Genomic DNA, 20,214 nt, shown 5'->3' on the forward strand with positions numbered 1-20,214 from the left:
TGTAAGCAAGTCACGTGCCAAGGCCGCGGGAGAGAGCACCGTCATGGCCGGGCTTGACCCGGCCATCCACGTCTTTCGCGCGACGCGAGGGTCGGAGAAGTCATGGATCCCCGGGTCACGCCCGGGGATGACGGTGTAGAAGCGGCCCAGCGGCTCCGAGAGAGCACCGTCATGGCCGGACTTGACCCGGCCATCCACGCCTTTCTTCGATGCGTGTGGGCAGGACATGGATCCCCGGGTCACGCCCGGGGATGACTGGGTATGGGCGGCGGCGCAGCACCCGGCGGCCGAACGCACGCGCCGCTTGCATCAAGAATGCTGCTTCTTTGACCAACAGGCTGCGGAATAGGCCCGAAAACCGATCACGGGTCTGCTTCCGGGCCAAAGCCACTAAACGATGAAATAGAGGTGGATGAGCACCGCAACTGCAAGCAGGACGCGCGCAACATCCACCACCAGGACCAGTCGGACCATCGGTCGCTCCTAATGATGATGCTGTTAAATCTGCGCGGTCAGCTTTTGATTGCTGAAACTGCTTCTGATCGCAGTCAGACCGGCTAAGGCAACTCTTTTGATCGAATCGACCTGAGTAGTCCAAGTATACAGGAATTAAGGACGCGCAACAAACTACTCCGCCGCCGCGCGGGCGTGGCCGAGACGCTCGGCCAGCTTGTCGAGGAGCTCGCCGGCGGCTTCCGCGATCACGGTGCCGGGCGGGTAGATCGCCTCGGCGCCCGCAGTTCGCACCGCGTCGTAGTCCTGCGGCGGCACCACGCCACCCACCACCACCATGATGTCGGGCCGGCCCTCGGCGGCGAGCGCCGCCTTCACCTCGGGCACCAGCGTGAGGTGGCCGGCGGCCAGCGAGGAGATGCCGATGACGTGCACGTCGTTCTCCACCGCCTGCCGGGCGGCTTCCTGCGGCGTGGCGAAGAGCGGGCCGATATCGACGTCGAAGCCGAGATCGGCGAAGGCGGAGGCGATCACCTTCTGGCCGCGGTCATGCCCGTCCTGCCCGACTTTGGCGACGAGGATGCGCGGGCGCCGGCCTTCCTCCTGTTCGAAGGTTTCCACCCGCGCGCGGATCTTGCTCACCCTGTCGCTCATCGCCCCGGCCTCCCGCCTGTAGACGCCCGACACCGCGCGGATTTCCGCCCGGTGCCGGCCGAACACGCGCTCCAGCGCGTCGGAAATCTCGCCCACCGTCGCCTTGGCGCGGGCGGCGTCGATGGCGAGCGCCAGCAGGTTAGCATTTTCGCGCGCCCCCGCTTCCAAAGCGGCGAGGGCGGCGGCGACCGCCTGCGGGTCGCGCTCGGCCTTCAGCCGCGCGAGCTTGTCGAGCTGCGCGGCGCGCACCGCCGAATTGTCCACCTTCAGCACGTCGATGGGGGTCTCGCGCGCGGGGCGGTACTTGTTGACGCCGACCACGGTCTGCCGGCCGGAATCGATGCGCGCCTGCGTGATCGCGGCGGCCTCCTCGATGCGCAGCTTGGGGATGCCGGCCTCGATGGCCTTCGCCATGCCGCCCAGTTCTTCTACCTCGGCGATATGGCCGAGAGCCCTGGCGGCGAGGTCGGCGGTCAGCCGCTCCACGAAGAAGGAGCCGCCCCACGGGTCGATGGCGCGGGTGGTGCCGCTTTCCTGCTGGAGGAGGAGCTGGGTGTTGCGGGCGATGCGGGCGGAGAAGTCGGTCGGCAGCGCCAGCGCCTCGTCAAGCGCGTTGGTGTGCAGCGACTGGGTGTGGCCCTGCGTCGCCGCCATCGCCTCCACCATGGTGCGCATCACATTGTTGAACACGTCCTGCGCCGTCAGGCTCCAGCCGGAGGTCTGCGAATGGGTGCGCAGCGGCAGCGACTTGGGATTCTGCGCGCCGAGCTCCTTCATCAGCTTGGCCCAGATCAGCCGGGCGGCGCGCAGCTTGGCGACCTCCATGAAGAAGTTCATGCCGATCGCCCAGAAGAAGGAGAGGCGCGGCGCGAAGGCGTCGATCGGCAGGCCGGCGCGCTGGCCGGCGCGCACATATTCCACGCCATCCGCCAGCGTGTAGGCGAGTTCGAGATCCTGCGTCGCCCCCGCTTCCTGCATGTGGTAGCCGGAAATCGAGATCGAGTTGAAGCGCGGCATGTTCGCCGAGGTGAAGGCGAAGATGTCGGCGATGATCCGCATCGAGGGGCCGGGCGGGTAGATATAGGTGTTGCGGACCATGAACTCCTTGAGAATGTCGTTCTGGATGGTCCCGGAGAGCTGGGCCGGCTTCACGCCCTGCTCCTCCGCCGCCACGACATAGAGCGCGAGGATCGGCAGCACCGCGCCGTTCATGGTCATCGATACGCTCATCCGGTCCAGCGGGATGCCGGAGAACAGTGTGCGCATGTCATAGATGGAATCGATCGCCACCCCGGCCATGCCGACATCGCCGGCGACGCGCGGGTGGTCGCTGTCATAGCCGCGATGGGTGGCGAGGTCGAAGGCGACCGACAGCCCCTTCTGGCCCGCCGCGAGGTTGCGGCGGTAGAAGGCGTTGGAATCTTCCGCTGTGGAGAAGCCGGCATATTGCCGGATCGTCCAGGGCTGGGTCGCGTACATGGTGGGATAGGGCCCGCGCAGGAAAGGCGCGATGCCGGGGTAGCTGTCGATGGCCGCAAGGCCGGCAACATCCGCCGGCCCGTAGAGCGGCTTCACCGCGATGCCCTCGGGCGTTTCCCAGTCTGGTGTTCTTGCAAGGGGCGCAGCGAGGCGGGGCGGGCGCCAATCCACGCCGGCGAAATCCGGGATGCGGCTCATCGGAAATCCTCCTGCGGCCCGCCAGCCGCCCGGAGTGTCAGCTCCGGTAAGCCACCCACGAGCCGGTGCAGTTCTTGGCCGGCGAAACCCATTCGCCCGAGGCCCGCTCGCCGCGCACCAGACCCTTGGCCGCGACCGTTTCCGATCCGCGCACCACCCGGATGCGGATGACGCCGAGCGCATCCACCGAGCCGCTGGCGTCGACCGGGAGATAGCCGGCATAGCTGATGCGGCCGTCCTCCACGGAAAGCGAAAATTCCTGGCGTTCCGAGCACGGGCCGGTGGCCGGCTCGGCGGCGACGCGCCAGATGCCGTCGTGCAGCCCCCCGGCGCCCCGTGCCGGCAGGCTGAGTGCAAGCGCCCCCCACGCCAGTGCGCCGCACAGGGCGACGTTCAGCGTTTTCATGGCTCTTCCCTACAGTGATCGCGGCAAAGCCGCCTGTGGGAAAACGGGCGGGCGCGCTCATGGTTCCGCTCCCGCGTTCAGACCAAGGCGGCGGTGGACGTCCTCCAGCAGCGCGAGAAGGTCGCCTCCGGCCGACAGATACAGCTCGATGCCGGCCGCGCGCCACGCGGCCTCCCGTTCGCCGGGGCGGCCGGCAAGACAGACCACCGGCGCGCCGGCCTCTTTCAGCACATGCGCGGCGTCCTCGGCCGAGGCGGCATACATCTCATCCGACGCGCACAGGCAGGCGAGGCGGGCGCCGGAGGCGCGGAAGGCGTGCGCCAGCGCGGCCGGGTCGGTGAACCCGTCACCCGAGATCGCCCTGATGCCGCCCGCCTCGAAAGCGGCGCGCGCGAAACCGTTGCGCGCGGTGAAGTCGGCCGGCGTGCCGAGATTGGCGAGGAACACGGATGGCGCCGGGCTTGCCCCGGCGGCGGCTTCGCGCAGCCGCTCGAACGGCTCGGCGAGGCGGTGCCCGCGCAGCGGCTCGCACAGCAGCGCGCCCTCCGAAGGCGCGGGGGCCGGCGCGCGGCGGGCCGGCGCCAGCACGGCGGGCACGCTTTCGCCGAGGAGCGGGAATTCCGAGGTGCCGGTGACCGGCAGCCGGCGCGTCGCGATCTCCTTCGCCCGCGCGGCGCGGGCGGTGGCGAGGCGCGCCTGCCAGGCGCCGGAGGCGAGGCTCTCCACCATGCCGCCCTCGCGCTCGATCTGGCGGAACAGCTCCCACGCGGCGGCCGCCAGCGTCTCCGTGCGCTCCTCGATGGCGCCGGCGCCCGCGGAAGGGTCGGCGACCCTGTGCACGTTGGATTCCTCGATCAGTATCGCCTGCGTGTTGCGGGCGAGACGGCGGGCATCGGCATCGGGAAGGCCCAGCGCCTGCGTGAAGGGCAGAACGGTCAGGCTGTCCGCCCCGCCGACGCCGGCGGCGAAGGCAGCGAGCGTGCCGCGCAGCAGGTTCACATAGGGGTCGTGCCGGGTCAGCGCGCGCCACGCGGTCTCCATGTGGATCGCCACCGGCAGGGAGCCTGCGCCGCACGCCTCCAGCAGCGCCGTCCAGAGCTGGCGGAAGGCGCGGGGCTTGGCCTGCGTGCCGAACTGGTCGACATCGGCCGTCAGCGTCACCTCGACGGTGGCGGCCGCTTCCTCGATGGAGAGGCCGGCCGCCTCCAGCGCGCGCAGATAGGCGAGGGCGGTCGCCAGCACGGCGGCGAGCTCCTGCGTGTCGGTGGCGCCCGCCGCGTGGTGAAGCCGCCCGTCGGCGCGCACCATCGGCGCCCTGAGGTCGCGCGCCCGCAGCGCCCCGACCGTCTGGCCGAGCCGGGCGGCGAGGGCCTCCCATTCGATGGGCGCGGCGCCGGAGGCGGCGAAGTCGCCGATGGGATCGAGCCCGAAGCGAAGGTCGAGCGTGGCCGGGTCGTGCGCCTCGTAGAGACGGGCCAGCGCCAGCGCGATGTCGCGGCCCTGGAACCGCCCCGCCTCGACGCGCAGCGTGACGAGTTCCGGCAGCACGCCCTTCAGCGTCGCCACCAGCTCCTCATGGCGCACCGGAAGGCCGAAACCGCCGGCCGAGGGCGCGGAGGCAAAGACGAGCGTCGCCCCGTCCGCGCCGCCGTCGAGGTCTTCCAGAAGCTGCGCATTGGCGCTGGCGGGGTCGTCATGGTCGATGCGGGCGACGATCTTCCACGGCGCTCCGGCCGGGCGGCCGGCGATGGGGGAGGCCTCGCGCCGCCGCTCGGGCAGCGCGTCGAGGGCGATGCCGTCCGACGTGCGCGTCACCATGCGCTTGTCGTAGGGCGCACCCTTCAGCACGCCGTCGACCAGCTTCAGCCAGTCGGCGCGGGTGGCGGGCGGGAAGCTGTCCAGATCGAGATCCATCGGCTCCCTCAGGCGAATTCGAGGATCACGGCATCGACCGCGAGACTGTCGCCCGCCTTGGCGAGCACCTTGGCGACGGTGGCGTCGCGCTCGGCGCGCAGCACGTTCTCCATCTTCATCGCCTCGACGATGGCGAGCGCCTCGCCGGCCTTCACCTCCTGCCCCTCGGAAACCGCGATGGAGACCACCAGCCCCGGCATCGGGCAGAGCAACTGCTTGCCGGCGCCCGCGTGCACCTTCACCGGCATAAGCGCGGCAAGTTCCGCCTCGCGCCGCGTGTAGACGAGCGCGTCGGCCGCCACGCCGCGATGGGCCAGCGCCACGCCGTTGAGGCGCGGCCGCACCTGCACCGCGATGGCCTCGTCGTCGAACACCCCGTTCCACACCGGTTCGCCCGGCTGCCAGCCCGAGCGCAGCTCGTGCGTGCCCGCCGGGCGGCCCTTCTCATCGAGGAAGGTGACGATGAAGCCGCCCGCCGCGCGGTCGACCTCGCAGGGCAAAGCGAGATCGCCGAGCCGCACCACGCGCTGGTGTTCGAACACGACGGGGCGCCCGGCAAGCTGGCCGGAGATTCTGCGCTTGCGCGCATTGCCCACATTGTCGATCACCGCCGCGACCGCCGCCAGCTTGCGGGCCAGCCCCTCGCTCGGCGCGGTGGCGTGGAAGCCGTCGGGGTATTCCTCGGCGATGAAGCCGGTGGAGAGCCTCCCCGCCCGCCAGCGCTCATGCGTCATCAGCGCGGAGAGGAAGGGGATGTTGTGCTGGATGCCGTCGATGGCGAAGGCGTCCAGCGCGTCGGCCTGCGCCTCGATCGCCGCCTCGCGCGTCGGCGCGTGGGTGATCAGCTTGGCGATCATCGGGTCGTAATGGAGCGAGATTTCCCCGCCCTCATAGACGCCGGTGTCGTTGCGCACGGTGATGCCTTCATTCACCCCCTCCGCCGGCGGGCGGTAGCGGGTGAGGCGGCCGATGGAGGGCAGGAAGCCGCGATAGGGGTCTTCGGCATAGACGCGCGATTCCACCGCCCAGCCGTTCAGCCTCACGTCGTCCTGACGGAGCGCGAGGGGCTCGCCGGCGGCGACGCGGATCATCTGCTCCACGAGGTCGATGCCGGTGATCAGCTCCGTCACCGGATGCTCCACCTGCAGGCGGGTGTTCATTTCGAGGAAGTAGAACGACTTGTCCTGCCCGGCGACGAATTCCACCGTGCCGGCGCTGTCATAGTTCACGGCCTTGGCCAGCGCGACGGCCTGCTCGCCCATCTTTCGGCGGGTGGCCTCGTCCAGCAGCGGCGAGGGGGCTTCCTCGACGACCTTCTGGTTGCGGCGCTGGATCGAGCATTCGCGCTCGCCGAGATAGATGACGTTGCCGTGCTTGTCGCCCAGCACCTGGATCTCGATATGGCGCGGCTGGACGATGAACTTCTCGACGAAGACACGGTCGTCGCCGAAGGAGGAGCGCGCCTCCGAGCGGGCGCGCTCGAAGCCGTCCTCCACCTCGTCGCGCGAATGGGCGATGCGCATGCCCTTGCCGCCGCCGCCGGCCGAGGCCTTTATCATCACGGGATAGCCGATCTCGTCGGCGATGCGCGCGGCGTGCGCGACATCCTCGATCACGCCGAGATGGCCCGGCACGGTCGAGACGCTGGCCGCCGCCGCCGCCTTCTTGGATTCGATCTTGTCGCCCATCGCCTCGATGGCCCCCGGATTGGGGCCGATGAAGACGAGGCCGGCCTCCTTCAGCGCGGTGGCGAAGCTCGCGCGCTCGGACAGGAAGCCGTAGCCGGGATGGACCGCCTCGGCGCCGGTGGCCTTCGCCGCCGTGATGATCTTCTCGGCGTCGAGATAGGACTGCGCGGCCGGCGCGGCGCCGATAGGCACCGCCTCGTCGGCCATCTCCACATGCAGCGCGTCCTTGTCGGCGTCGGAATAGACCGCCACCGTCGCGATGCCCATCCTGCGCGCGGTCTTGATGACCCGGCAGGCAATCTCGCCACGGTTGGCGATGAGGATTTTCCTGAACATGGCGCGATCTCAAAGCGGCAGGTTGTCGTGCTTCTTCGCCGGCGTCTCGACCTTCTTCGAGGCGAGCATGGCGAGTGCGCGGGCGATGCGTTTCCTTGTCGAGCGCGGCGTGATCACCTCGTCGATATAGCCGCGCTCGGCCGCCACGAAGGGCGAGAGGAACCGCTCCTCATATTCCTTCGTCCGTTCGGCGATCTTGGCGGGGTCGTCGATGTCGGCGCGGAAGATGATCTCCACCGCCCCCTTGGCGCCCATCACGGCGATCTGGGCGGTGGGCCAGGCATAGTTCACGTCGCCGCCGATATGCTTGGAGGCCATCACGTCATAGGCGCCGCCGAAGGCCTTGCGGGTGATGACGGTGACCAGCGGCACGGTGGCCTGCGAATAGGCGAAGAGCAGCTTGGCGCCGTGCTTGATCAGCCCGCCATATTCCTGCGCGGTGCCCGGCAGGAAGCCCGGCACGTCGACGAAGGTGAGGATCGGGATCTCGAAGGCGTCGCAGAAGCGCACGAACCTCGCAGCCTTCCGTGACGCATCAGCGTCGAGCACGCCGGCCAGCACCATCGGCTGGTTGGCGACGATGCCGACCGTCTTGCCCTCGACCCGGCCGAAGCCGGTGACGATGTTGCCGGCGAAGGCGGCCTGGATCTCGAAGAAATCGCCCTCGTCGACGACCTTTCCGATCAGCTCCTTCATGTCGTAGGGCTTGTTCGGGTTGTCCGGCACCAGCGTGTCAAGCGAGGCGTCGAGACGCTCGCCATCGTCGAAGCTCGGCCATTCCGGCACGCCGGACTGGTTGTTGGCGGGCAGGAAGTCGATCAGCCGGCGCATCTGCAGCAGGCACTCGACATCGTTCTCATAGGCGCCGTCCGCCACCGAGGACTTCGAGGTGTGCACCTTGGCGCCGCCCAGTTCCTCCGAAGTCACGGTTTCGTTGGTGACGGTCTTCACCACCTCCGGCCCGGTGACGAACATGTAGGAGGTGTCGCGCACCATGAAGATGAAGTCGGTCATCGCAGGCGAATAGACGTCGCCACCCGCGCAGGGACCCATGATGACGGAGATCTGCGGCACGACGCCGGAGGCCAGCACGTTGCGCTTGAACACCTCGCCATAGCCGCCGAGCGCGGCCACGCCCTCCTGGATGCGCGCGCCGCCGGCGTCGAACAGGCCGATGATCGGCGCGCGGGTCTTCAGCGCGAGGTCCTGGATCTTCGTGATCTTGGCCGCGTGCGCCTCCGACAGCGAGCCGCCGAACACGGTGAAGTCCTTGGCGAAGACGAAGACGCGCCGCCCGTTCACCGTGCCCCAGCCGGTGACAACGCCGTCGCCGGGGATCTTCTCGGCCCTGTCCATGCCGAAATCGGTGCACCGGTGCTGGACGAAGGTGTCGAACTCCTCGAAGGAGCCGGTGTCGAGCAGCAGTTCGATGCGCTCGCGGGCGGTGAGCTTGCCGCGCGTGTGCTGGGCGTCGATGCGCCGCTGGCCGCCGCCGCGCCGCGCGCCGGCGCGGCGCTGCTCCAGTTCGTCGAGAATGTGCTTCATGGCGTTCTCCCGGACGTTCGTCTTTGCTCGCGGTGCTCTGTAACGCTTCTAGGCCCTTGCGAGGCAAAACATAAGCTGTGAAAATGCGGATCGTGAAACTGTAAAATTTTCACAAAATCGACGAGGGAAGACGAACGCGTCCATGGCCGGCATGTCGAAGAAAGTGTTCGCCGGCCATGCGGTGCGCCATGCGCGCGAGCGGCTCGGGCTGACGCAGATGGATTTCGCCCGCCGGCTGGCGCTGTCGCCGAGCTACATCAACCAGATCGAGAGCAACCAGCGGCCGGTCACCGCCGCCGTGCTGCTCGCCATCAGCCGCACCTTCGACCTCGACATTACGCGTTTTGGCGCCGACGATCTCGACCGTATCGTCGCGGATCTGCGCGAGGCGCTGGCCGATCCGGTTTTCCGCGGGCTGGAGCCGACGCTTCAGGATCTGAAGAACGCCACCACCCACGCCCCGACCTTCGCGCACGCCTTCCTGCGCCTGCACGGCGCCATGCGCCGGCTGGAGGAGCGCCGCGCCGCGCAGGACGATGCCGTGATCTCGGTGGCGCGCGAGGTGGATGGAGGCGCGCCGCCCGACGAGGGGCGCAACCTCGCGCCCTATGAGGAGGTGCGCGACCATTTCCACTACATCGACAACTACGTGGACGGGCTCGACCGCGCGGCGGAGGAGCGCAACGCCGCGCTCGACCTGTTCGCCCGCGACGACGCGGTGGGCGTGCTGGTGCAGCACCTGCGGCAGCGCCACGACATCGTGGTCGACCTTGCCCCCGCCGACCAGCCCGATGCGCCGCTGCTGGCCTTCGACCGCCACCGCCGGGTGGCGACGCTGGCGCGCACGCTGGACCGCGCCAGCCAGGCGTTCCGCCTCGGCGCGCTGATCGCCCGTTTCGAGCAGAGCGAGGCGATCGACCAGCATGTGATCGACGCGGGCTTCCGCAGCGCGACGGCGCGCGAGGTGTGCCGGCTGTCGCTGCAGAACTACTATGCCGGCGCGCTGATCCTGCCCTATCGCCGCTTCGCGCGGCTGGCGCGCGCGAGGCGCCACGACCTCGACCTGCTGGCCGCTATGACGGGCGCCAGCGTTGAGCAGGTCTGCCACCGGCTCTCCACTCTGCAGCGGCCGGGCGAGAAGGGCGTGCCGTTCTATTTCCTGAAGGTCGACCGTGCCGGCAACGTCATCAAGCGTCACAGCGCCACGCGCTTCCAGTTCGCCCGCTATGGCGGGGCCTGCCCGGTGTGGAATGTGCACGAGGCGTTCGAGCAGCCTTCGCGCACGCTGGTGCAGCTCGGCGAGATGCCGGACGGCGTGCGTTATCTGTGCCTGGCGCGGGGAACCTCGAAGCCCGCCATCCGCTACGGCGCCCGCGAGCGCCGCTTCGCGCTCGGCATCGGCTGCGAGGTCTCCTATGCCGGCGAGCTGGTCTATGCCGACGGGCTGGACCTGAAATCCGCCACCGTCGCCCCGCTCGGCGTCAACTGCCGCATCTGCCCGCGCACGGCCTGCCCGGAGCGCGCCTTTCCCCCGCTCGACCGCGAGATCGTGCTTGATCCCGACCGGCGCGGCGTGGTGCCGTTCTCGGTGCGCGACTGAGGGGGCTCAGCCTTCGGCGTTGCGGTCGTCCGGCGTGAAGCTGTGCACCCAGTCCGGGCGCACGATCTCCTCGAAAGTGCGGGTGAAGCTGTCCAGTTCCGGCATCTTAAGGCCCCGGCCCAGCTTGGCGTGGAGATAGGCGGGGTCCTGCGTCAGGCGCGGATACCACAGGAAGGTCGTCTCGATGTCGGCGCGCACGAGATGCTCGACGAGACGGGTGAAGCGCTCGCGCAGCACCTGCGTCTGGTCGGCGGCGCGGGTGGTGTCCCACAGGCCGCCGGGAACGGCGATGCCGCCATCCTCCTGCCCCGTATTCTCCTTCTGCACATGCGCGCGGCTTGCTGCGGCGGCCTCGAAGTTGCGCACCGGCACGAAGACATGGTCGATCCGGATGGCGGGATTGGCCAGAACCTCCTCGATATAGTCGCAGATCCAGGGGCTCTTCACGACATAGGGCGCGTCGGGGCGGCGCGGATCGGTCTCGAAGCCGGCCCGCGCGATCGGGTTGAGATCGGGCACCTTCTTGCTGAAGCCGGTGTCGAAATCGAGCCGGGTCAGGAGCTGCATCAGGAACGACGTTCCCGCCCGCCCCGTGCCGGTGATGAGCACGTGGTGCCGTGGGCCGCGGTTCTTGAACAGCGGCCAGCCCTTACCGAACAGCGACACTCTTTTTCCCGATTCCGGATCTTCGAGGACGGGAAATATTCCCGGCCGCGCGTCCAGCTGGGTCCCTTACAGGCCCGCCCGGCGGGTGTCACGCAACCGGGCGTCGTCCACCGGGCGTGGTGACACCTGCGTCATATATCCAAGGTATTATCGCGCTCCCACTGGGTGAGATGGCGCGAATATGCGTTCCATTCCTCGGTCTTCAGCTTGGTGTAGCCCTCGATCAGCGGGGCGCCGAGGGCGTTGCGCAGCACCGAGGACTTCTCCAGCGCGCGGATGGCGTCCAGCAGGTTCAGCGGCAGCTTCTTGGCGCCGCGCACCTTGTGGCCGTCCGTGTACATGTTGAGGTCGAGCCGCTTGCCGGGATCGCGCTGGTTCTGGATGCCGTCGAGGCCGGCGGCGAGCACGGCGGCGGGGGCCAGATACGGGTTGGCCGCGCCGTCCGGCAGGCGCAGTTCGAGCCGCCCTGCATCGGGGATGCGGATCATGTGGGTGCGGTTGTTGCCGGTGTAGGTGACCGAGCTCGGCGACCAAGTGGCGCCGGAGACGGTGCGCGGCGCGTTGATGCGCTTGTAGGAGTTCACCGTCGGGTTGGTGAAGGCGCACAGCGCCTCGGCATTGTGGATCAGCCCGCCGATGAAATTGTAGCCGATGTCGGACAGGCCGAGCTCGCCGGCCTCGTCCTCGAACAGGTTGGAGCCGTCCGCTCCCCACAGAGAGGTGTGCATGTGGCAGCCCGAGCCGGTGAGGTCGATGAAGGGCTTGGGCATGAAGGTGGCGCGCAGCCCGTGCTTCTCGGCGATGGAGCGGGCCATGAACTTGAAGAAGACGTGGCGGTCGGCGGTGATCAGCGCATCGTCGAAGTCCCAGTTCATCTCGAACTGGCCGTTCGCGTCCTCATGGTCGTTCTGGTACGGCCCCCAGCCCAGCGCCAGCATGCTGTCGCAGATTTCCTTGATGACCTCGTAGCGGCGCATCAGGGCGGACTGGTCGTAGCAGGGCTTGGTGGCGTTGTCGGCGCCATCGGAGATCGCGGTGCCGTCGGGATTGGTCAGGAAGAACTCGCACTCGACGCCGGTCTTCATCTGGTAGCCGATGGAATCGGCGCCCATGATGGTGGTCTTGAGCACGTTGCGCGGGGCCTGCGCCACCAGCTCGTCATTCATCACGAGGTCGGAGGCGAGCCAGCCGATCTCCGGTTTCCAGGGAAGCTGGATCAGGCTGTCGGCATCCGGCACCGCGAACAGGTCCGGGTCGGCCGGCGTCATGTCGAGCCAGGTGGCAAAGCCCGCGAAACCCGCGCCGGCCTTTTGCATGCCGCTTATGGCGGCGGCAGGTACGAGCTTTGCCCGCAGCGCGCCGAACAGGTCGACATAGGAGATCAGGAAGTACTTGATGCCGAGTTCTTTGGCGGCATGCGCAAGATCGTTCGCCATGGTGCAATCCGGTTCCGTGCTGTTCCCCGGCCCGTTGGGGGCTCGTTGGTGGTCATGACGTGCAAACCCCGCGCCGAGGCGCGGGGCCGGGTCGTTCAGAGGCCTGCGTTCCTGCCGGGAATCCAGTCCGTACCGGCCAGCGGCACGTTGGCCATAGCGGCGGCCTCGATGGTGAGCGCCACCAGATCCTCCGGTTCGAGATTGTGCACGTGGCTCTTGCCGCAGGCGCGCGCGATGGTCTGGCACTCCAGCGTCAGCACGGCGAGGTAATTGGCGAGGCGCCGTCCGGCCGCCACCGGGTCGAGCCTCGCCATCAGCGCGGGGTCCTGCGTGGTGATGCCGGCGGGGTCGCGTCCCTCATGCCAATCGTCATAGGCGCCGGCCTTCGAGCCCAGCGCCTCGTACTCGGCGGCATAGCGCGGGTCGTTGTCGCCCAGCGCGACCAGCGCGGCGGTGCCGATGGCGACCGCGTCGGCGCCGAGCGCCAGCGCCTTGGCCACGTCGGCGCCGTTGCGGATGCCGCCGGAGACGACGAGCTGCACCTTGCGGTGCATGCCGAGGTCCTGCAGCGCCTTCACCGCCTGCCGCACGGCGGCCAGCGTCGGGATGCCGACATGCTCGATGAAGATTTCCTGCGTCGCCGCCGTGCCGCCCTGCATGCCGTCGACCACCACCACATCGGCGCCCGACTTCACCGCAAGCGCCGTGTCGTAATAGGGCCGGGCGGCGCCGACCTTCACATAGATCGGCTTTTCCCAGTCGGTGATCTCGCGCAGTTCCTCGATCTTGATTTCGAGGTCGTCCGGCCCGGTCCAGTCCGGGTGGCGGCAGGCCGAGCGCTGGTCGATGCCGACGGGCAGGGTGCGCATCGCCGCCACGCGCTCGGTGATCTTCTGGCCGAGCAGCATGCCGCCGCCGCCGGGCTTGGCGCCCTGGCCGACCACCACCTCGATGGCGTCGGCGCGCTTGAGGTCGTCTGGGTTCATGCCGTAGCGCGAAGGCAGATACTGGTAGACGAGCTGGGTGGAGTGCCCGCGCTCCTCGTTCGTCATGCCGCCGTCGCCCGTGGTGGTCGAGGTGCCCATGGCCGAGGCGCCGCGCCCGAGCGCTTCCTTGGCGTTGGCCGAGAGCGAGCCGAAGCTCATGCCGGCGATGGTGATCGGGATCTTCAGTTCGATCGGCTTCTTCGCGAAGCGCGTGCCGAGCACGACCTCCGTGGAGCACTTCTCGCGGTAGCCCTCCAGCGGGTAGCGCGACATGGAGGCGCCGAGGAACAGCAGGTCGTCGAAATGCGGCACCCGCCGCTTCGCCCCGCCGCCGCGGATGTCGTAGATGCCGGTCGCCGCCGCGCGGCGGATTTCCGAGAGCGTGTACTCGTCGAAGGTGGCGGAGGCGCGGGGCGTGGTGCGCGGAATATTGTTGTGGTCGGTCATCTCGCCGCGCCCTCAGTAGCTCGACACGTTGTCGACGTGGAAATGATAGAGCGTGCGGGCCGAGCCGTAGCGGCGGAATTCGGAGATATCGACTTCGCCGAGAATGCCGGCCGCTTCCAGCTTGGCCGCGAGCAGCGCGCGGTGCTCCTCGCGCATCTCCTTCTCGATGCAGTCGGCCCCCAGCGAGGCGACCGAGCCGCGCACGAACAGCTTCGCCTCATAGAGGCTGTCGCCCAGCGCCTCGCCGGCGTCGCCCAGCACGGTGAGGGTGCCGGCCTGCGCCATGAAGGCGCTCATATGGCCGATCGAACCCTTAACCACGATGTCGATGCCCTTCATCGAGATGCCGCAGCGGGCCGAGGCGTTGCCGTCGATCACCAGCAGCCCGCCATGGGCGGTGGCGCCGGCCGACTGGCTGGCGTCGCCCCTGACATGAATGAACCCGCTCATCATGTTCTCGCCGACGCCGACGCCGGCATTGCCGTTCACGATCACGCTCGCCTGCTTGTTCATGCCGGCGCAGTAATAGCCGACCGGCCCGTCGATCTCGACGATGACCGGCGCGTCGAGCCCGGCGGCGACGGCGTGGCGGCCGGCCGGGTTCAGCACCCGCCAGAACGTCTCGTTGGTGTCGGCGGACAGCTTGTGCAGCGCGCAGTTCAGCTCGCGCAGCGGCTGCGCGGCGAGGTCGAACACGGTTTCGCCGGTAGCGGCGACGGGCTTGATCGAGAGGCTCATGCGGCGCGGTCCCAGAAATACACCTTGGCCGGCTCCGGCTCGAAGACCCGCGCATTGCCGATCCCCGGCAGGCCGGCGAGCGCGCGATATTCCGAGCCGAAGGCGACGTAATCGTCGGTTTCCGCCATGACGGCGGGCTTGCAGGCGATGGGGTCGCGCAGCACGCCGAAGCCGCTCTCGGTGCCCACCACGAAAGTGTAGAAGCCGTCGAGATCGTCCAGCGAGTGGGTCAGCGCCTCGCCCAGCGTGTCGCCGCCGCGCATGCGGTAGGTGAGGTAGGCGGCCGCCACCTCGCTGTCGTTCTCGGTGGCCACGGGCAGGCCCTCGCGGGCCAGCAGGCGGCGCACGCCGGCATGGTTCGACAGCGAGCCATTGTGCACGAGGCACTGGTCGGGGCCGGTGGAGAAGGGATGGGCGCCGTCGGTCGTCACGGCGCTTTCGGTTGCCATGCGGGTATGGCCGATGGCGTGGGTGCCGCTCATCGCCTCCAGCTTGAAGCGCTTCGCCACATCTGCCGGCAGGCCGACCTCCTTGTAGAGCTCCATGCGGCTGCCCGCGCCGACCACGCGCAGCCCGGGGGCGAGGCGGGCGAGCGCGGCGCGCACGGCCGGCTCCTCGGCGGCGGGCACGCTCAGCACGCCATGGGTGTCGCGCGGCGTCACGCGATGGCCGATCTCGGCGCCCAGCGCCTCGAAATCGGTGCCGGCCGGGCCGCGCAGCGTGAGCTTCACGAAGCCGGGCGTGCCGGCGCCATAGACGGCGAAACCGGCCGAATCCGGCCCGCGATCGCACATGATGTCGAGCATTTCCGACAGCAGGGCGCCGAGCTCCGGCTCCAGCTTCGGCTGCTTCAGGAACAGGCCGACAATGCCGCACATGGCGGAACTCCTGGCAGGCGAGGGAGAATAACGTTCCCGCATCTTTTAGGAGCGCGGCGTTCGGGCGTCAATCGACTATGAATAATATTTTCGTCGGAGGAAAATCAGCGTTCCGGCTCGCGGGGGTAGATGATGATCGACAGATAGCTCATCGGCCGCACCAGCAGTTCCTCCGGCCCGTGGCTGGCGGCGCTGTCGAACAGCAGGGAATCGCCGGGCTTGAGGTGATAGGTGCGCTCGCCGTGGCGGTAGACCACCTCGCCCGAAAGCATGTGGATGAACTCCACGCCGTCATGCCGGAAGCCGGTATAGGGCACCGCCTCCTCGCTCAGCGTGATGAGATAGGGCTCGACCGCCACCTCCCCGCCCACGGCATGGCCGAGCAGCTCGTAGAGGTGCCCGACCTTGGTGCCGCGCCGCTCGATGCGCACGCCGCCGCCCGCCTGCACATAGGAGCAGTCGCGCTTCTCCTCGAAGCTGGTGAACAGCGAGGAGATCGGCACGTTGAGCACGGTCGAGATCGCCTGCAGCGTCGCCAGCGAGGGCGAGATCAGCCCGTTCTCGATCTTGGACAGCGTGCCCACCGAGATGCCCGCCGCGCTGGCGAGATCGGACACGGTGAGATCGAGATCGCGGCGCAGCGTCCGCACGTGCTGGCCGAGCGCCTGTTCCAGCGTGCGCTCGCGCGGCTGCGGGGCGCCCGAGCCGGTGGTCAGATCCTCGACGGGCTCCTGCGCCGTCCCGCCCGTCCTGCGCCGTCCGCTGTTCGCCACTCTCGTCGTCTCCGCTGCCCGTCGTGAGGGAACACGCCTTGCGCCGGCAAAAGCAAGCCCGGCGACAGCCCGCGCCGACAGTGTTGCGACGACAGGCTTGCGACAGCCCGGCGCGCCGTCATGCAGGCTTGGCATTCATCGTGCATTGATGGCGGTAGCTTCGTGCCGCCAGCAGAACGGTCCCGCGTCTCCATGTACGATTACGACATGATTGTCATCGGCAGCGGCCCCTCCGGCCGCCGCGCCGCCGTCCAGTCCGCCAAGATCGGCAAGTCGGTTCTGGTGATCGAGAAGGGCCGCCGCGTCGGCGGCGTCTCGGTGCACACCGGCACCATCCCCTCCAAGACGCTGCGCGAGACGGTGCTGAACCTCTCCGGCTGGCGCGAGCGCGGCTTCTACGGGCGCTCCTACCGGGTCAAGCAGGACATCGGCGCCGCCGACCTGATGGCACGCCTGCACAAGACGCTCGACCACGAGGTCGACGTGCTGGAGCACCAGTTCGCCCGCAACGGGGTGAAGACCGCGCGCGGCGAGGCGCGCTTTCTCGACCCGCACACCATCGAGATCACCGGCGAGGCCGGCGAGGTCGAGAAGGTCTCCGGCGCCCATGTGCTGATTGCGGTCGGCACGCGCCCCTTCCGGCCGGACTACGTGCCCTTCAACGGCATGAGCGTGTTCGACAGCGACGAGATCGTCGACCTGCCCAAGCTGCCGCGCAGCCTCGCGGTGATCGGCGCCGGCGTCATCGGCGTCGAATACGCCTCGATCTTCTCCGCCCTCGACGTGGCGGTGACGCTGATCGAACCCCGCAACAGCTTCCTCGACTTCATCGACAAGGAGCTGATCGAGGAATTCACCCACGAGCTGCGCGACCGCAATGTCGGCCTGCGGTTCGGCGCCAAGGTGACCGAGATCACGCTCGGGCCGGACGAGCGGCCGAGCTGCAAGCTGGGCGACGGGCGTGTCGTCACCGCCGACATGCTGCTCTTCGCCGCCGGGCGCGTGGGCGCGACCGATCGGCTGAATCTGGAGGCCGCCGGGCTCGCGGTCGATCATCGCGGACGGCTGGGCGTCGACCCCAAGACGCTGCAGACCTCGGTGCCGCACATCTACGCCGCCGGCGACGTGATCGGTTTCCCCAGCCTTGCCTCGACCTCGATGGAGCAGGGCCGCCTCGCCGCCTGCCACGCCTTCGGGCTGGAGCCGCCGCCGCCGCCCGAGTTCTTTCCCTATGGCATCTACGCGGTGCCGGAAATCTCCACCGTCGGCATGAGCGAGGAGGAGGTGCGCAAGCGCGAGATCCCTTACGAATGCGGCATCGCCCGCTTCCGCGAGACCTCGCGCGGCCACATCATGGGGCTGAACAACGGGATGATGAAGATGATCTTCTCGGTGAAGACCCGCCGCCTGCTGGGCGTACACATCGTCGGCGAGGGCGCAACCGAGCTGATCCACATCGGCCAGGCGGTGCTCAACCTGAAGGGCACGATCGATTATTTCATCGAGAACACGTTCAACTACCCGACGCTGGCCGAAGCCTACAAGATCGCCGGCCTCGACGCCTGGAACCGCATGTCGCGGGGGTGAGGGTCACGCCTCCGCGATAATCATCGCTTCGAGGAGGCGTTCGGCCGGCAAATCCCCGGTCAGAACAGCAATGAACGCCTCGGCGTGACGCGTGTCGTCCTCGTTCAGCATCGCGACGCCGTTCATCGCGAAGAAGGCGAGCATCGCCGCCCATGCGGTGCGCTTATTGCCCTGTCCGAAGGGATGGTTCCGGGCGACGGCCACGGCAAGGCTGAGCCCGAGCAGACCGATGTCATCGACCTGCTCGTAGTGCCATCGATTCTGGGGCACGGCGAGGGCGGATTCGAGCAGCCCCTCGTCGCGCAGAAGGAAGGGCTCGCCGGAAAACTCGACCAGCCGCCGATTGAGTTCTATGGCGAACGCCGATGCAATCCAGCGCGGCTCGATCACTCGCCAAGCTTCTTCATCACCTTGGGCCAGCGCGCCATGGCCGCCTCGGCGAAGGCGCGGGCGTCGAACTCGCCGGCCTCATCCACCTTCACCGCGAAGCCGCCGGCCTCCAGCGCGGCCTGCACGCGCACGGCCCGCTCAGGGAGAGTGCCCGCGACAGGCGTCGGCTGGCTGGGACGTTTGGCTCGGCTATTGGTGCTCATGCCGAGAATATAGGCCTCTGCGCGCGGTTACTCAATCGGCCCCCACCTGCCGCTTCGCCGCCGTCAGCGTGTTGGCGAGCAGGCAGGCGATGGTCATCGGGCCGACGCCGCCCGGCACCGGGGTGATGGCGCCGGCAATGCCTTGCGCCTCGTCGAACGCCACATCGCCGACCAGCCGGGCCTTGCCGTCCACTCCCGCCACCCGGTTGATGCCGACGTCGATCACCGTGGCGCCCGGCTTGATCCAGTCGCCGCGGATCATCTCCGGCCGGCCGACGGCGCCGATGAGGATATCGGCGCGCCGGCACACGCCGGGCAGGTCGCGCGTGCGCGAATGGGCGATGGTGACGGTGGCGTCCTCGCGCAGCAGGAGCTGCGCCAGCGGCTTGCCGACGATGTTGGAGCGCCCGACGACCACCGCCTCCAGCCCGGCGAGCGAGCCGAGCACGTCCTTCAGCAGCATCACGCAGCCGAGCGGCGTGCAGGGCACCAGCGCGTCGAGACCGACCGCGAGGCGGCCGGCATTCACCACATGGAAGCCGTCGACGTCCTTGGCCGGATCGATGGTGGCGAGCACCGCCTGCGCGTCGATAGAAGCGGGCAGGGGAAGCTGCACGAGGATGCCGTGCACGCTGGAATCGGCGTTGAGCGCCCGCACCAGCGCCAGCACCTCGTCCTGCGGCGTGTCGGCGGGCAGCTTGTGCTCCAGCGAGGCCATGCCGGCCTCGACCGTCTGCTTGCCCTTGTTGCGGACATAGACCGCGCTGGCGGGGTCCTCTCCCACCAGAACGACCGCGAGGCCGGGCGTCACGCCGGTCTCGCGCACGAAGGCGGCGACGTCCTCCTTCAGCCGGGCGCGCATGCCCTCGGCGAAGGCCTTGCCGTCGATCAGGCGGGTCTCGACCATCGGGGCCTCCTCAGTCGCGGAAGACGACGGTGCGGTGGCCGTTCAGCAGCACGCGGTCGTCGAGATGCCAGGCGAGCGCGCGGGCGAGCACGCGGCGCTCGATGTCGCGGCCCTTGCGCACGAGGTCCTCGGGCGAATCCTGATGGCTGATGCGCTCGACGTCCTGCTCGATGATCGGACCCTCGTCGAGGTCGGAGGTCACGTAATGCGCCGTGGCGCCGATCAGCTTTACGCCGCGCTCATGCGCCTGATGGTAGGGCTTGGCGCCCTTGAAGCCGGGCAGGAAGGAATGGTGGATGTTGATGCAGCGCCCGGACAGCTTGGCCGACAGCCCGTCGGACAGCACCTGCATGTAGCGGGCGAGCACCGCCACCTCGGCGCCGCAGGACTGGAACAGCTCCCAGAGCTGGGCCTCCTGCTCCATCTTGGTCGCCTTGCTGACCGGCAAATAGTGGAACGGGATGCCGTCGAAATCGAGATGGGCGTAGGTCTCTCGCGGATAGTTGGCGGCGATGGCGGCGATCTCCATCGGGATTTCGCCGATGCGCCAGCGATAGAGCAGGTCGGCGAGGCAATGGTCGAACTTGGAGACCAGCAGCATCACCTTCGGCTTGCGATTGCGCGGCCGCAGGCGCCAGTCGAGCGCGAACTTGCCCGCCACCGCCTCGAAATCGCTCTTCAGCGCCTCCAGCGGGCCGGAGCCGGCGGCGCGGTCGAACATCACCCGCATGAAGAAGCGGCCGCTTTCCGTGTCGTCGAACTGCTGGGCCTCGAGGATGTTGCCGCCCTGCTCGAACAGGAAGCCGGCGACGCCGGCGACGATGCCGGGCCGGTCCGGGCAGGAGAGGGTGAGGACGTAGGGATCGCGGGTGTCGGTCATGTCAGGTCTCGTCGAAACGCCGGTCGCGGCGTTGAGAATGCGCGCCGACA

17 protein-coding genes are annotated in these 20,214 nt (G+C 68.7%); 2 read left to right on the forward strand and 15 right to left on the reverse strand.

Going from position 1 to position 20,214, the window contains the following annotated elements:
- Positions 1–627: 627 nt before the first annotated feature.
- The 5 genes from scpA to MWN33_RS06355 are packed head-to-tail and all read right to left on the reverse strand — an operon-like array spanning position 628 to position 8,673.
- Positions 628–2,784 carry a methylmalonyl-CoA mutase gene (gene scpA, locus MWN33_RS06335; RefSeq protein WP_247199577.1) on the reverse strand — a complete coding sequence of 719 codons (2,157 nt, stop codon included), beginning with the start codon at positions 2,782–2,784 and terminating at the stop codon, positions 628–630.
- 37 nt (positions 2,785–2,821) lie between these two features.
- Positions 2,822–3,190, reverse strand: a complete 369-nt coding sequence (locus MWN33_RS06340; protein ID WP_247199578.1) for a hypothetical protein — start codon at positions 3,188–3,190, stop codon at positions 2,822–2,824.
- A gap of 57 nt (positions 3,191–3,247) precedes the next feature.
- Complete coding sequence (locus MWN33_RS06345) at positions 3,248–5,104, reverse strand: methylmalonyl-CoA mutase family protein (RefSeq protein ID WP_247199579.1); 1,857 nt, start codon at positions 5,102–5,104, stop codon at positions 3,248–3,250.
- A gap of 8 nt (positions 5,105–5,112) precedes the next feature.
- Positions 5,113–7,128 (reverse strand): acetyl-CoA carboxylase biotin carboxylase subunit, encoded by a 2,016-nt coding sequence (locus tag MWN33_RS06350; RefSeq protein WP_247199580.1) that lies wholly within the window; start codon positions 7,126–7,128, stop codon positions 5,113–5,115.
- Positions 7,129–7,137: 9 nt separating this feature from the next.
- Positions 7,138–8,673 (reverse strand): acyl-CoA carboxylase subunit beta, encoded by a 1,536-nt coding sequence (locus MWN33_RS06355; RefSeq protein ID WP_247199581.1) that lies wholly within the window; start codon positions 8,671–8,673, stop codon positions 7,138–7,140.
- 142 nt (positions 8,674–8,815) lie between these two features.
- On the opposite strand from MWN33_RS06355, the gene MWN33_RS06360 reads away from it, so the two are divergent.
- On the forward strand, positions 8,816–10,273 hold the full coding sequence (locus MWN33_RS06360; protein WP_247199582.1) for a helix-turn-helix domain-containing protein: 1,458 nt from the start codon (positions 8,816–8,818) through the stop codon (positions 10,271–10,273).
- Between the two features lie 6 nt (positions 10,274–10,279).
- Here the strand turns inward: MWN33_RS06360 and MWN33_RS06365 are convergent, their stop codons facing one another.
- From MWN33_RS06365 to MWN33_RS06390, 6 genes are all read right to left on the reverse strand, one after another.
- Complete coding sequence (locus tag MWN33_RS06365) at positions 10,280–10,939, reverse strand: hypothetical protein (protein ID WP_247199583.1); 660 nt, start codon at positions 10,937–10,939, stop codon at positions 10,280–10,282.
- Positions 10,940–11,070: 131 nt separating this feature from the next.
- Entirely contained in the window at positions 11,071–12,375 is a 1,305-nt protein-coding gene (glnT, locus tag MWN33_RS06370) for a type III glutamate--ammonia ligase (protein ID WP_247199584.1), read from the reverse strand.
- Positions 12,376–12,470: 95 nt separating this feature from the next.
- On the reverse strand, positions 12,471–13,808 hold the full coding sequence (locus MWN33_RS06375) for an FMN-binding glutamate synthase family protein (RefSeq protein ID WP_247199585.1): 1,338 nt from the start codon (positions 13,806–13,808) through the stop codon (positions 12,471–12,473).
- A gap of 12 nt (positions 13,809–13,820) precedes the next feature.
- A complete protein-coding gene (locus MWN33_RS06380) occupies positions 13,821–14,546 on the reverse strand; it encodes a GltB/FmdC/FwdC-like GXGXG domain-containing protein (protein WP_247199586.1) in 726 nt (241 codons plus the stop codon).
- Positions 14,543–15,424, reverse strand: coding sequence for a class II glutamine amidotransferase (locus tag MWN33_RS06385; protein ID WP_247199587.1), 882 nt, complete (start codon positions 15,422–15,424; stop codon positions 14,543–14,545). Before MWN33_RS06385 ends, MWN33_RS06380 begins: the two co-directional genes overlap by 4 nt.
- 104 nt (positions 15,425–15,528) lie before the next feature.
- On the reverse strand, positions 15,529–16,197 hold the full coding sequence (locus MWN33_RS06390; protein WP_247199588.1) for a helix-turn-helix domain-containing protein: 669 nt from the start codon (positions 16,195–16,197) through the stop codon (positions 15,529–15,531).
- Positions 16,198–16,389: 192 nt separating this feature from the next.
- On the opposite strand from MWN33_RS06390, the gene sthA reads away from it, so the two are divergent.
- Positions 16,390–17,784, forward strand: coding sequence for a Si-specific NAD(P)(+) transhydrogenase (gene sthA / locus MWN33_RS06395; RefSeq protein WP_247199589.1), 1,395 nt, complete (start codon positions 16,390–16,392; stop codon positions 17,782–17,784).
- Positions 17,785–17,787: 3 nt separating this feature from the next.
- Here the strand turns inward: sthA and MWN33_RS06400 are convergent, their stop codons facing one another.
- From MWN33_RS06400 to purU, 4 genes are all read right to left on the reverse strand, one after another.
- Positions 17,788–18,174, reverse strand: coding sequence for a type II toxin-antitoxin system death-on-curing family toxin (locus MWN33_RS06400; RefSeq protein ID WP_247199590.1), 387 nt, complete (start codon positions 18,172–18,174; stop codon positions 17,788–17,790).
- Positions 18,171–18,305: a hypothetical protein gene (locus MWN33_RS19005; RefSeq protein ID WP_281493575.1), complete on the reverse strand. Its 135-nt coding sequence runs from the start codon at positions 18,303–18,305 to the stop codon at positions 18,171–18,173. Before MWN33_RS19005 ends, MWN33_RS06400 begins: the two co-directional genes overlap by 4 nt.
- 103 nt (positions 18,306–18,408) lie before the next feature.
- Positions 18,409–19,284, reverse strand: a complete 876-nt coding sequence (folD, locus tag MWN33_RS06405; protein ID WP_247199591.1) for a bifunctional methylenetetrahydrofolate dehydrogenase/methenyltetrahydrofolate cyclohydrolase FolD — start codon at positions 19,282–19,284, stop codon at positions 18,409–18,411.
- 10 nt (positions 19,285–19,294) lie between these two features.
- A complete protein-coding gene (gene purU, locus MWN33_RS06410; protein ID WP_247199592.1) occupies positions 19,295–20,164 on the reverse strand; it encodes a formyltetrahydrofolate deformylase in 870 nt (289 codons plus the stop codon).
- Positions 20,165–20,214: the final 50 nt, after the last annotated feature.

This window comes from Ancylobacter koreensis (assembly GCF_023016525.1).
Taxonomy (GTDB): domain Bacteria; phylum Pseudomonadota; class Alphaproteobacteria; order Rhizobiales; family Xanthobacteraceae; genus Ancylobacter; species Ancylobacter koreensis.